13 protein-coding genes are annotated in these 12,600 nt (G+C 58.9%); 4 read left to right on the top strand and 9 right to left on the bottom strand.

Annotation, left to right across the window (positions count from 1 at the left end; genetic code table 11):
* Window positions 1-52 precede the first annotated feature (52 nt).
* From ACYZT9_RS15350 to ACYZT9_RS15340, 3 genes are read right to left on the bottom strand one after another with little or no spacing between them, the layout of a single operon-like run.
* Window positions 53-751, bottom strand: coding sequence for a dienelactone hydrolase family protein (locus ACYZT9_RS15350; RefSeq protein ID WP_462006277.1), 699 nt, complete (start codon window positions 749-751; stop codon window positions 53-55).
* A 55-nt stretch (window positions 752-806) separates the two neighbouring features.
* The gene (locus ACYZT9_RS15345) at window positions 807-1,322 is read right to left on the bottom strand and encodes an HvfX family Cu-binding RiPP maturation protein (RefSeq protein ID WP_462006276.1); all 516 of its coding nucleotides are present in this window, start codon (window positions 1,320-1,322) and stop codon (window positions 807-809) included.
* Window positions 1,323-1,374: 52 nt separating this feature from the next.
* On the bottom strand, window positions 1,375-1,578 hold the full coding sequence (locus tag ACYZT9_RS15340) for an HvfA family oxazolone/thioamide-modified RiPP metallophore (protein ID WP_046048963.1): 204 nt from the start codon (window positions 1,576-1,578) through the stop codon (window positions 1,375-1,377).
* Window positions 1,579-1,968: 390 nt separating this feature from the next.
* Here ACYZT9_RS15340 and glsB point away from each other — a divergent pair, with 390 nt between their 5' ends.
* From glsB to ACYZT9_RS15325, 3 genes are all read left to right on the top strand, one after another.
* On the top strand, window positions 1,969-2,877 hold the full coding sequence (gene glsB / locus ACYZT9_RS15335) for a glutaminase B (RefSeq protein WP_462006275.1): 909 nt from the start codon (window positions 1,969-1,971) through the stop codon (window positions 2,875-2,877).
* 83 nt (window positions 2,878-2,960) lie between these two features.
* Window positions 2,961-4,463, top strand: coding sequence for an aldehyde dehydrogenase family protein (locus tag ACYZT9_RS15330; RefSeq protein ID WP_462006274.1), 1,503 nt, complete (start codon window positions 2,961-2,963; stop codon window positions 4,461-4,463).
* Window positions 4,464-4,602: 139 nt separating this feature from the next.
* On the top strand, window positions 4,603-4,890 hold the full coding sequence (locus ACYZT9_RS15325) for a helix-turn-helix domain-containing protein (protein WP_462006273.1): 288 nt from the start codon (window positions 4,603-4,605) through the stop codon (window positions 4,888-4,890).
* Window positions 4,891-5,020: 130 nt separating this feature from the next.
* Here ACYZT9_RS15325 and ACYZT9_RS15320 read toward each other — a convergent pair whose 3' ends face one another.
* The 4 genes from ACYZT9_RS15320 to ACYZT9_RS15305 form a co-directional block, all read right to left on the bottom strand.
* Window positions 5,021-5,323 (bottom strand): hypothetical protein, encoded by a 303-nt coding sequence (locus ACYZT9_RS15320; protein WP_462006272.1) that lies wholly within the window; start codon window positions 5,321-5,323, stop codon window positions 5,021-5,023.
* Between the two features lie 121 nt (window positions 5,324-5,444).
* A complete protein-coding gene (locus tag ACYZT9_RS15315) occupies window positions 5,445-5,774 on the bottom strand; it encodes a hypothetical protein (RefSeq protein WP_462006271.1) in 330 nt (109 codons plus the stop codon).
* Between the two features lie 520 nt (window positions 5,775-6,294).
* A complete protein-coding gene (locus ACYZT9_RS15310; protein WP_462006270.1) occupies window positions 6,295-6,798 on the bottom strand; it encodes a GNAT family N-acetyltransferase in 504 nt (167 codons plus the stop codon).
* A gap of 53 nt (window positions 6,799-6,851) precedes the next feature.
* Window positions 6,852-8,801, bottom strand: a complete 1,950-nt coding sequence (locus tag ACYZT9_RS15305) for a DNA topoisomerase III (protein WP_462006269.1) — start codon at window positions 8,799-8,801, stop codon at window positions 6,852-6,854.
* Window positions 8,802-9,089: 288 nt separating this feature from the next.
* Between ACYZT9_RS15305 and ACYZT9_RS15300 the strand changes: the two genes are divergently transcribed.
* Complete coding sequence (locus ACYZT9_RS15300; RefSeq protein WP_462006268.1) at window positions 9,090-9,458, top strand: DUF427 domain-containing protein; 369 nt, start codon at window positions 9,090-9,092, stop codon at window positions 9,456-9,458.
* Between the two features lie 36 nt (window positions 9,459-9,494).
* On the opposite strand, the gene lldD is transcribed toward ACYZT9_RS15300, so the two are convergent.
* Window positions 9,495-10,649, bottom strand: a complete 1,155-nt coding sequence (gene lldD, locus ACYZT9_RS15295) for an FMN-dependent L-lactate dehydrogenase LldD (protein WP_462006267.1) — start codon at window positions 10,647-10,649, stop codon at window positions 9,495-9,497.
* A 249-nt stretch (window positions 10,650-10,898) separates the two neighbouring features.
* The gene (locus tag ACYZT9_RS15290; protein WP_462006266.1) at window positions 10,899-12,521 is read right to left on the bottom strand and encodes an MFS transporter; all 1,623 of its coding nucleotides are present in this window, start codon (window positions 12,519-12,521) and stop codon (window positions 10,899-10,901) included.
* Window positions 12,522-12,600: the final 79 nt, after the last annotated feature.

The raw sequence follows: 12,600 nt of genomic DNA, 5'->3' as shown, positions 1-12,600 counted from the left end.
AAAAAGGCACCTTCATCGTCGGATGAAGGTGCCTTTTTCGTGGGCATCGGCCTTACAGTTCCATACCCAGAAAGATCAACGTATTGCCATGGGCCTCGGCCGCTGCACGCTGGTTGTAGCTGTCGCGATGCGAGCAGTTGAAGCCATGTTCGGCTTCCGGATACACGACGATTTCCACGTTATCGTTGTTGTCGAAGCGCTCGGCGATTTTTTCGACGGCTTCCAGCGGAATGTGGCTGTCCTGTTCACCGAAATGCATCAGCAGCGGCACTTCGATTTCATCGGCCCGGTCCAGTTGGTTCTGGATGCCGCCACCGTAATAGGCGATGGCCACGTCCACCAGCCCGTTGGCGGCGGTGTGGTACGAAAGCAGGCCGCCAAAGCAGTAACCGATGGAAGCGATCCCGCCGTCCAGGCCCGGCTGGGCTTTCAGAACATCAATGGCCAGTTCGATGTCCTTCTGCGCCTTGTCGACGTCGGTGGCATTCATCAGTTCGACGGCGCGTTTCCAGCCGGCTTCATCGTAGGTCAGTTCGATACGGTGGCCGCTGCGCCAGAACAGGTCCGGCGCTATCACCAGGTAGCCGTCGGCGGCGTACTGTTCGGCGACGGAGCGGATATGTTCGTTGACGCCGAAGATCTCCTGGATCAGCACGATCCCCGGGCCCTTTTGGGTATGCGGAATGGCCAGGTAAGCGTCGAATTTACCTTCGGCGCTGTCAATCTCGATCCATTGGGTGGTCACGCTCATGGTGGCTCCTGTCTACGCAAGTGAGGTGGGAGGTGCAGCTTGCCACGTTAACATTTCAGCGATTGTTGCGACGCCAGAAGAATCGAGCCAGCAACGCATCGAGGCTGAGCTTGCCGGCACCCGAGAGCAATAGCGGCATCAGGGCGGCGAGGTAGATCAGCGGCAGCTTGAAGTTGCCGTGCCCCTTGTTGCTGATGGCATAACCCTGGGCAAGCTCACTCAATGTAGACCAATCGGCCGGCCAGTGAACGGCAGCGGTCGCCACGACGGTCACGACGATCAACACGATGGCGGAAATCCGTGTGCCCAGCCCGACGAGAATGGCGATAGCGCAAATGAGTTCGGCCCACATCGACAGTCCCCAGTTCAGCGTGGCCGGCACATGGTCGAACGGAAAGGGGAAGCGTTCCTGGATGTCGGCAAACCAGTTTTCGCCATTCCACTTTTCCAGGCCGGACTCGAAAAATTCCCAGGCGATGAACACCCTTAAGGTCAGGGGGGCGAGCCAGCGACCGGCACGATCAAGGTTCAGGTGCAGGCCTTTCACGGCCGACGAGATTGCAGCGTTCATGGACGTGGTCTCCGTTCAGTCAGGATGCGGGGCCCTGCGGCCCCAGGCAGGGTTACTCGCTGGCGCCGCATTTGCCTTCGCCGCACTTGCCTTCAGCCGGTTTTTCCGCAGTGTCGGCCTGGACCTGGCTGTAGCCGTGGGCCAGTTGTTTCATGCTGAATGCTTCGGACTCGGAAGCCGACGCGACGTTGGACAGAGCCAGACCGCCCGCGATGATCAGGCCGAGGGTCAGGGAAGAAGTCGAGAGTTTGAACATGGTGATACTCCGTAGCATTGAGTGAGTTGAGCGCTTTGATCGGCTTGGCCAATCGACAGGCACATTTCATCAATCGGGTGTATCTGCGGTGTGTCGCGGGGGCGGGGTTTTAGGGGCGGGGTGTGTCAACGGCGGGGCTGTACACACTCTGATACGTAACCGGCGATCCCTTGTGGGAGCGAGCTTGCTCGCGATAGCGGACTAACAGTCGATATTGATGTTGCCTGACACACCGCTATCGCGAGCAAGCTCGCTCCCACAGGGGGCAGTGGTGTTTTGGGGGTTGGCTTCATCCCAGCCAGATTTTACAAAACTGTGATCCGCTGCTGACCGACAGCGTCTAGCGTCAGTGTCCCCGCAATCCCATGGGGCGAGACTTCGGAACCCGGCATGCAAGCGCTGTTGAACGAGATTCTTGACGCAGTTCGTCCACTGATCGGTCAGGGCAAGGTGGCTGATTACATTCCTGCCCTCGGCACCGTGCCTGCCCATCAGTTGGGTATTGCCGTGTATGGCAACGATGGCGAACTGTTTTGCGCCGGCGACGCCCACACGCCGTTCTCGGTGCAAAGTATTTCCAAAGTGTTCAGCCTGGTGCAGGCCATCGACCATTCTGGCGAAGCCATCTGGCAGCGACTGGGACACGAACCTTCCGGCCAGCCGTTCAACTCGCTGGTGCAACTGGAGTTCGAGCGCGGGCGCCCGCGCAATCCGTTTATCAATGCCGGCGCGCTGGTCATTTGCGACATCAACCAGTCGCGTTTTGCCGCACCGGCCTTGTCGATGCGCGATTTCGTCCGGCGCCTGTCGGGCAACCCGCAAGTCATGGTGGACGGCAAGGTCGCCGACTCCGAATACCAGCACCGTGCGCGCAACGCCGCCATGGCCTACCTGATGCAATCTTTCGGCAATTTTCACAATGACGTCGAAGCGGTCTTGCGCAGTTATTTCAGTCATTGCGCTTTGCGCATGAACTGCGTGGACCTGGCCCGGGCATTCTGCTTCCTCGCCAACGATGGCTTTTGCAAGCACAGCGGCGAGCAGATCCTCAGCGCCCGCCAGACCCAGCAAGTCAACTCGATCATGGCCACCAGCGGCCTTTACGACGAGGCCGGAAACTTCGCCTATCGCGTCGGTTTGCCGGGCAAGAGCGGCGTGGGCGGCGGGATCGTCGCGGTGGTGCCGGGGCAGTTCACGGTGTGCGTCTGGTCGCCGGAGCTGAACACGGCCGGTAACTCCCTCGCGGGCATGGCGGCGCTGGAACTGCTGAGCCAGCGGATTGGCTGGTCGGTGTTTTAAGGCATACCGGTGGCAGGGTTAATGACGCTCCATGGATTTTCCTATACATTTTCTGACCGCCCCTTGCATGGTGAAACCGCTTCATGTCTCTTGCGCTCGAACGTCTAGTCGCTGGCACGCCAATCCCTTTCGCTGGTAACCGCGTCACCGTGGTCAGCCCCGAACTGGCTTTGCGTTTTCAGCCCGGGGACCACCTTCTGGTGGAGCAGGTCAGCGGTGAGTTGTTGTTGATTCCGGTCGCGGACCAGAAAGCGGCGGCAGTAGCGATCGAGCGGGCCGAAGCAGCGTTTACGGCGATGTCCGCCGTTTCCGACCAGGCGATCAGCGCGTTCTTCGACTTCTTTGCCCAGCGCCTTGAAAATCAGGACTGCTGGGACTTGATCGAGGCTGCCAACCTCGCCGACATCGAATGGGCCAAATCGCGAGGACGCTCGACCACACGGTTACTGGCTGATGATCGCATGCGCCGCGACATGATCGCGGGCCTCAGGGCCTGGCGCGATGCGTCAGCCTCGCGCGGCAAGGTGATCAGTTGCGTCGAGCATGACGGCTGGAAAGTCGAGCAGGTGGTGTCGCCCCTGGGCATCGTCGCCTTCGTTTTTGAAGGCCGGCCTAACGTCTTTGCCGACGCCGCGGGCGTGCTGCGTACCGGCAACACCGCCGTGCTGCGTATTGGCAGCGATGCCTTGGGCACGGCGCAAGCCATCGTCACCCACGCGTTGAACCCGGCCTTGAATGACGCCGGATTACCGGAGGGCGCGGTGTCGCTAGTGGAAAGTGTCAATCACGCCGCCGGTTGGGCGATGTTCGCCGACCGGCGCCTGTCGCTGGCGGTGGCTCGTGGTTCGGGGCGTGCCGTCAGCCAACTGGGCAGCATCGCCCAACAGGCCGGCACCGCCGTCAGTCTGCATGGCACCGGTGGCGCCTGGCTGATCGCCGACAAGGACGCCGACGCCACGCGGTTTGCCGCCGTCGTGCGCAATTCCCTGGACCGCAAAGTCTGCAACACCCTGAACGTTTGTCTGATTCACCGCGACCGCGCCGCCGAACTGGTGCCGCTGTTTCTGCACGCCTTGAAAAAGGCTGGCGCGGCACGGGACGAGGGCTGCAAGTTGCACATCGTGGAGGGCAGCGAAACGTATCTGCCTTTCGACTGGCGACACGCGACGGTCGACGTCTGCCGCGCTGAAGGTTATCAAACTGAAGCGTTGGCCGAGCCGTTGCCCGAGGATCAATTAGGCCGCGAGTGGGAATGGGAAGAAACCCCGGAAGTCAGCCTGAAAATCGTCGACGACCTGGACACAGCAATTGCCTTGTTCAATCGCTACAGCCCGCAATTCACCGTGTCGTTGATCAGCGAAAATGCCGAGGCCCATGAACATTTCTACAACGCGGTCAACGCGCCCTTTGTCGGCAACGGCATCACCCGTTGGGTCGACGGGCAGTACGCGTTGAACAAGCCGGAACTGGGGCTTTCGAACTGGGAGAGCGGGCGACTGTTTGCCCGTAGCGCGATTCTCTCGGGAGATGGTGTGTTCACGATTCGCAGTCGCATGACCCAGACTGATTTGGCGGTTAAACGCTGAGGTTTGAGCGTTATTTAACGCACGTCCCGTCCTTGGTGCGTGCGTTTTAATTAATGGTCAGATATGACCATTAATTAACGTTTAGATGCTACCGTGGGTCAATTATGACCAATAGCATTTGGAGTGGACAGTGTAGCTCATGCATTTTCTATACTCTCCTGCGGAAATCGCTCGCGAACTGGGAAAGAACGCCGAGTCATTGTGCTTAGCCAAAAACCTTTCTCGTAAAACCCTGGCGGAGCAATCCGGAGTTTCGGAGTCTTCCATCAAGCGCTTTGAGCATTCTGGCTCGATTACGCTTGAATCCATGATTCTGCTGGCTACGGCGCTCGATGAGCTCACCCCGGTGATGAAACTTTTCAAGCCCTCGCATCCAGGCTCTATCGAAGAGCTGAAGAATCTCAAACGCAAACGAGGCACCCGATGAGCCCGCCCACCTCCAGGTTCAAGTCGGTTCGACGATAGCTCTCAAGAAGTACGATCCTCCTAAACGCGCTCGTATCGGCGATGGCGATCTCACTGACGCCATTACAAACGCCTTCATTATTTTGATGCTGTCAGTCATCGACTGACTGGCACACCCCATTGGGCGCCTTGCCGGTGGAGGACACTGCCACCGAGTCGTCATCAGCGAGGACGATGGACAGCGTGATGCCGGACCCCTTGGCTTCGAAGCGGCGATCATTGATGGCTTTGGTATCGGCTTCCTTGTTGTTGATCAGCACCGGCCCGTCTTGATCCGCCTGGACGAGAAAATTACCGGGGCACTCCACCGCGAATGACGGGACACCGGCGACGCTGTTTGCCTGGGCAGCATTCGTCATAACCAGCAACAGCAGGAATATCAGGTTACTTTTCATCGCACGTCTCCAGAGACAAACAGCGCATGCGCTTAACAATAGCTTTGTTTGGCGCAGTGGAGTTAAACAAAAAGGCCCCGCTCGATCACTCGAGCGGGGCCTTTTTTACATTGTTGGATGATCAGTAGAACCGGTCAATCACGCGAACTTCATTCTGGTTCTGCATCGCGGCCCAGGCCTGTTTCAGCGTTTGCAGAACATTGCCGATGAAGTCCTTGTCGGCGGCGGCTTTCTTGCCGACATAACCCTGGCCGCGACGGTACATTTTCAGTCGGGCCAGCAGGTTCTGGTTGTTCTGGTCGAACTCGGCTTCATGGGCATGCGGCGACAGGCAGTCGATATGCACCTGGCCCGACTTGCTGATCCAGAGGATATGGCTGTCATGGCTGTCTTTTTGCTCAGCGAACATACGAGCCAGTTCATCGATGGTTGGTTGATTGTTCAGATTCATAATAAAGCCCCTTGACCATTTGGTGATCTTTCAAAGTTGATTCGCTAATACAGGTAGCCCATCGGTTAGTTGATCCCTGGCACCGAAACCAGGACGTCAGCGGTCGGTCGTCGAAATGACGGGATCCCGCGTCTGTTGCATGTAGTCGTGTTGAATAACTGCTACGCAATAGCGTCACAACGAAGAGAAGCAGCGATAACCTTCAGGCCACTACCGACGTTTTCAGGGTCGGCCACAAGCTTCATGAGGATTGATCGCCAGCGTTTCTCGTCCTTGTACTGGACGTTCAGGCCAGGTCAGCTTCTTCAATCTGCCTTGTGGGCAGCGTGTATCCGGGAAAAACAGCTCGGCGGTCAGACGAGCTTGCTCAAACATGTTGCAGTACTCCCGATCGGGGAGATGTCTGCATCATGCAAGGGCAAATCGGAGGCGTCAACGGTTTTGTAGTGATTATTTTCAAGCACTACATATTGTCGGACAAAGCTGTTTGGAATGAGAAAGAGAAACCGGGAAGCGCCCCTCAGGACGGTGGCGGCGAGCTTTGGAAGCGGTAAAAGGTGCAGGGGAAGTCGTCCACCGGCTGCTGATGCCGTGTGTATGCGCCACCGGTGAGATCGTCTATCACACCTGCCCAGAACAATCGCGCGGTCTGATTGGCGTCGATGTGGAAAATCTGCCATTGACCAGGGAGCTGGCTCAAGAGGGTGGAAACGACAAACGTCGCGACACCTTGGCCACGAAAGCGGCGGCAGACGAACAGGTAGCCGATGTTGTACTCGGCACCGGGTAGATGGGTGTGGTCATCCACGGTCACGAAACCAGCCAGTTCCCCCTCGACTTTGATCAGACAGGGGCGGGTGGCAGGGTTTCGCCAGTAGTCTTGTGGGACCTGGATGTTGAAGAAACCATTTGCACCGAGTTTTAGCGGCAGCCATTCGCTGAAGTCGTGCAGGTAGAACTGCATCAGGTTTTCAATGGTTTCCAGTTCATCGCGTTGTGCGGCGTGCAGTTCTATCGTCGGCATGCGGGTTCGCTCCTGATGTTGCCGGACCTGTTGAACAGTAGACCATCGCCCGATCAAGCCTTGCTCGCCGGTTTTGCCGCGCGTTTGCCAGCGGTCGCGGGTTTGCGCTTGGCCGGCTTGCGTTTGTTTTTCCACGGTGCGGCGCCGCGTCCGGCAGGGCTTGCGGGGCCGCTGATGATCAGGCTGAGGCCTGCGCAGCGGGCGACCTGCTTGCTCATCCACGCGGCTTGTTTGGTGACGAACTCTTCCAGGCTCATTTCGCCGCTTTGCACCATGTCCAGCGCCTGTTCCCAGATTGCCGTGGTACCCGGATCGGCAATCGCGCGCGGCACCGCATCGATCAGGCTGAAAGCGGCTGGCGTCGCGGCCAGGGCCTTGCCGTTCTTGATCAGGTAACCACGGTCGAGCAAGCCCTGGATGATCGACGCGCGGGTGGCTTCGGTACCAATCCCGGTGGTGTCCTTGAGCTTCTGCTTGAGCAAGGGATCTTCCACCAGTTTGGCGACGTTCTTCATCGCCTTGATCAGATCGCCTTCGGTGAACGGCTTGGGTGGTTGGGTCCAGAGGTCTTTGAGCTTCGCGTCGGCCACCGCGCACTCACGGCCTTCGGCCAAAAGCGGCAATGTTTGCGGCGCCGGTGTTTCGCGACCCTTTGCCGGTGCGAGGGCCTCGGGCAGGGCGCGCTTCCAGCCGGGCTCGATGATCTGCTTGCCGACTGCACGCAAGGCTTCACCTGCACAGTCGAAGTCGGCCTGAGTCCGGTCGTATTCATGATTGGGCAGAAATTGCGCCAGATAGCGCGCCCGGATTAGTGTGTAGACCGCTCGCTGCTTGCCTGCCAGCCGATCAAGGTTTTTCGCGGCGGCAGTGGGAATGATGCCGTGGTGAGCGCTGACTTTCGCATCGTTCCACGCCCGTGAGCGTCGTTGGGGTTCCAGATAATCCTGCAACGCGTTGAGGGCGGGATCAGCCTGCCTCAACGCCGTCAGAATACCTGGCGCTTCGCTGTGTTGACTGACAGGCAGGTAGCCACAATCACTGCGCGGATAGGTAATGACTTTGTAGGTTTCGTAAAGCGCTTGGGCGATGTCGAGCGTCTCCTGAGCGCCGAGGCCAAGCTTCTTCGAGCAGACTTCCTGCAAGGTGCCCAAATCGAACGGCAGCGGTGCCACTTCACGCATCCGCTCGGTGCGCAGCTTGATCACCCTGGCACTCGCCGCGCTGCCAATCGCCGCTGCCGCTTTTTGCGCCAGCACCTGATCGAGGCATCGGTCCTGATCGTCGCAAGCGTCGGAAGCCGCGCGCCACTGTGCGGTGAACGCCGTGCCATCGTCCAGCAGTTGCACGTCGATGGCCCAGTAAGCCACGGGGACGAAGTCGGCAATGCTGCGGTCGCGATCCACCACCAGCCGCAGGGTCGGTGTTTGTACCCGGCCGACCGGCAACACACCCTGATAACCCGACTGACGCCCCAGCAACGTGAACAAGCGACTCATGTTCATCCCGATCAGCCAGTCGGCGCGTGAACGGCCCAGTGCCGAATGATAAAGGCTGAACGTCTCGGCGCCCGGTTTCAGTGCGGCCAACGCCTTGCGAATCGACGCATCGTCCAGCGCCGACAGCCACAACCGCTGGATCGGCCCGCGATAACGGCAATGCTCGACCAGTTCCCGGGCAATCATTTCGCCCTCACGGTCGGCATCGGTGGCGATCACCAATTCATCGGCTTCGCCAAGCAAGCGTTTCACGGCCTTGTACTGACTGGCGGTGCGCGGTTTGACCGTCATCTTCCATTTGTCCGGAATGATCGGCAGATCCGCCAGCACCCAGCGCTTGTAGCGTGCGTCGTAGGCATCCGGTGGTGCTGTTTCCAGCAAATGGCCGATGCACCAGGTCACCGTGACGTCCGTTCCCAGCCAGCAGCCGTCGCCGCGACGCCGGGCGCCGAGCACGGCCGCAATGTCTTTGGCCTGGGAAGGTTTTTCACAGAGGTACAAGCGCATAACCACCATCGTTCATCAGTTGCCGGGAGGTGCACAGAATGGCGGCTGATGAGCGATGGAGCAATCTTTATCTGTATGGATGTACAGCTCGTGCGTTTCGATTAATTGCGACTAGGTTCAGTCGTTCGGGTTAATCGCTGGCTGTGGAAGTTTGGCGAAGTCGAGGGTCCACGCCGCGGCCATCGGCGTCGATGTCTTTCCGTTCGGCTGCGAAGCCATCGTGATGATGAAATCTGGGTTATACCTGACAATTGCGATCACCCATCATCGTGCCGAGGAACGCATTTCATGAAAAGCTCCGGTCCCAGTCCAGTGATCACCATCGCAGAGCAGCCCGGCTGCCTGTTAGTGAAGTTTCATGGTATCCAGGTGGCTGCATCCACGCGCGCTCTGGTGCTGTTGGAGGCCAATTATCCTCCGGTGTATTACGTGCCTCGGGAGGACATCGCCGAGCAGTATTTCGCCCGCACCGATCACACGAGTTATTGCCCCTACAAGGGCGACGCGAGCTATTTCAGCCTTCAGATTCCCGGGCATGAGGGCGCCAATGCGGTGTGGAGCTATGAAGACCCCAAAGTGTCGGTAGAGCAGATCAAGAACTACGTAGCGTTCTATCCCGATCAAGTGACATTTGAAATTCTCAAAAATGTAGAGTGATTGGAAACGTCCTGTATTGGCGGGGCGTTGTTGCGATCAAGCATTCAGCTCGCGAACAGCCTGCACCAGCGTCGATTCGTTAATCTGACCAATCGAGGTCACCCCAGTCAATGTCATCGCCACGCGCATTTCCCTGGCGAAAATATCCAGCATGTTTTCCACCCCGCGTTGGCCGTCGGCGGCCAGCGCATACGCCATCGAACGCCCCAGCAATACGCCTTTCGCGCCCAGTGCCAGCATCCGTACGACATCCAGCCCTGAGCGGATGCCCGAGTCGACCAGTACCGTCAGGTCATTGCCCACGGCTTGCATGATAGGCGGCAACGCCTTGGTGGTGGAGAGCACGCCGTCCAGCTGCCTTCCGCCGTGGTTCGACACCACAATGCCATCCGCGCCAAAGCTGACCGCGTCGCGGGCATCCTGAGGATCGAGAATGCCTTTGATGATCATCGGACCTTTCCAGAAATCCCGAATCCACTCCAGATCGCTCCAGCTGATCGAAGGGTCGAAGTTGTTGGCCAGCCAGCCCATGTAGTCTTCAAGCGTGACGGCTTTGCCGAGGTATTTGGAGATGTTGCCCAGGTCATGGGGGCGCCCCATGACGCCGACGTTGAAGGCCCAGTCGGGTCTGGTCATGGCCTGCAACATTCGTCGCGAAGACGCAAACGGACCGGACATGCCCGAGTGCGCATCCCGGTAGCGGGCGCCGGGTGTGGGCATGTCGACGGTGAATACGAGGTTTTGCACCCCGGCGGCCTTGGCCCGCTCCAGGGCATTTTTCATGAAGCCTCGGTCTTTCAGCACGTATAGCTGAAACCAGATGGATTGTTGGCTTTGGCTCGCCACCTCTTCGATCGAGCACACCGAGACCGTTGACAGGCACAGGGGAATGCCTTTGTTTTGTGCGGCTTTGACCGCCTGCACTTCACCCCGACGGGCGAACATGCCTGTCAGGCCGACTGGCGCGAGGATGATCGGCATCGAAAGGGGCTGGTCGAAGAGGGTGGTTTCAAGGCTCAGGGTTTCGACGTTTTTCAAAATGCGCTGACGCAGGCTGATGCCCGTCAGGTCGGTGCTGTTGGCCCTCAGTGTGTGTTCTGCATAAGCGCCCCCATCAATGTAATCAAACAGGAATCGAGGGAGTTTGCGACGGGCTGCCTCGCGATAGTCGGATGCGGATGAAATGATCATGGTGCCTCGGTCGGGTGAGTGGCGGGGCGGTGGTTGCTTCGAGTCAGAGTAACTAAAACGCCGTGGGTGTGCGGTAGTTCTGTTCACTTGAGGGGCGGCTGCTCCCGGAAATCATTGTGGGAGCGGGCTTGCTCGCGAAGAACGTCCGAACAACGCGTTCATTCAGACCGCCCGCGTTATCGTTGTCGTCCTTCGCGAGCAAGCCCGCTCCCACAGGGAAATGCGCACGCTTAGCCCACCAGGCAGGCCTCAGTTGGTATCCAGATCCACATTCCTGGTCTCACGCAAACAGATCATTCCCACCACCAGACTCACCGCGGTAATCACCACCGGGTACCAGAGCCCATAGAAAATGTCCCCGGTGTACACCACCAGCGCAAACGACACCGTCGGCAGGAACCCGCCGAACCAACCGTTGCCGATGTGGTACGGCAGGGACATCGAGGTGTAGCGGATGCGAGTAGGGAACAGTTCCACCATCAACGCCGCCAGCGGGCCGTAGCACATGGCGGAGATGATGATCAGTGCGACGATCAGCGCCACGATCATCGGCTTGTTGATCTGCTGCGTGTCGGCTTGCGACGGATACCCGGCCAGGGTCACCGCACCTCGCAACGCCGCTTCGTCGTAGCCATCGAGTTTGACGTCACCAACGCTGACCTGCACGCCGCTGCCGGCCGGTGCGGCTTCGCTGTGGTAGGGCAGGCCCTGTTTCACCAAGAAGGTTTTGACCTTGTCGCAAGGGCTGTCAAATTTCGCCTTGCCCACCGGGTCGAACTGAAAGGTGCAGGTGGCCGGATCGGCCAGGACGGTAATTGGCGCCTGACGGCTGGCCTGATCGATGGCGGGGTTGGCGTAATGGGCCAGGGTCTTGAAGATCGGGAAGTACAGTGCGGTAGCCAGCAATAGGCCGATCATCAGCACCGGTTTGCGCCCGACCTTGTCCGACAGCCAGCCAAAGAAAATGAAGAACGGTGCGCCGATGATCACGCTGACGATCAACAGGCTGTTGGCCAGTGCCGGGTCCATTTTCAGGAACTGGGTGAGGAAAAACAGCACATAAAACTGCGCCGCATAAAACGTCACCGCTTGCCCGGCGTTGATGCTGAACAGGGCGATCAGCACGACTTTGAGGTTTTCCCATTTGCCGAAGGAATCCCGCAGCGGCGACTTGCAGAGTTTGCCTTCCTCTTTCATTTTCACGAACGCGGGTGATTCGTGCAGGCTCAGACGAATCCAGGTCGAGATGCCCAGCAGCACGATCGAAAACAGAAATGGAATCCGCCAGCCCCAGACTTCGAACTGGTCGCCGGTGAAGTAGCGGCAGCCGAGCACCACCAGCAACGACAGCAGCAGCCCGAGGGTCGCGGTGGACTGAATCCAGCTAGTGTGGAAACCGCGTTTTTCGATGGGCGCATGTTCCGCGACATAGGTCGCAGCCCCGCCATACTCACCGCCCAGGGCCAGACCCTGAAGCATGCGCAGCACCACCAGGATGATCGGCGCGGCGATGCCGATGCTCGCGTAGGTCGGCAGCAGTCCGACGCAAAACGTCGCAACGCCCATGAGCACGATGGTCGCGAGGAACGTGTATTTGCGCCCGATCATGTCCCCCAGCCGCCCGAACACCAGCGCGCCGAAGGGCCGCACGATGAAACCGGCGGCGAACGCCATCAGCGCAAAGATGAACGCGGTGGTGTCGTTGACCCCGGCGAAAAACTGTTTGCTGATGACTGCCGCGAGGGCGCCGTAGAGGAAGAAGTCGTACCACTCGAACACCGTCCCGAGTGACGACGCGAAAATGACTTTGCGGGTGTCGCGGCTCGTGTCGACGCTGCGCGTGATTTCCAGAGGCTGTACATGTTCTGACATATCGATATCCCTCACAGTGATTGTTTTTGTTGTTCCACTGTCGGCGCCTGCCTTGTAGGCGGGCGCCGCTACTTCGATG

The organism is Pseudomonas sp. ZT5P21 (assembly GCF_054897785.1).
Note: the sequence above shows the minus strand (reverse complement) of the source record. Positions and strands in the feature narration are given on the sequence as shown.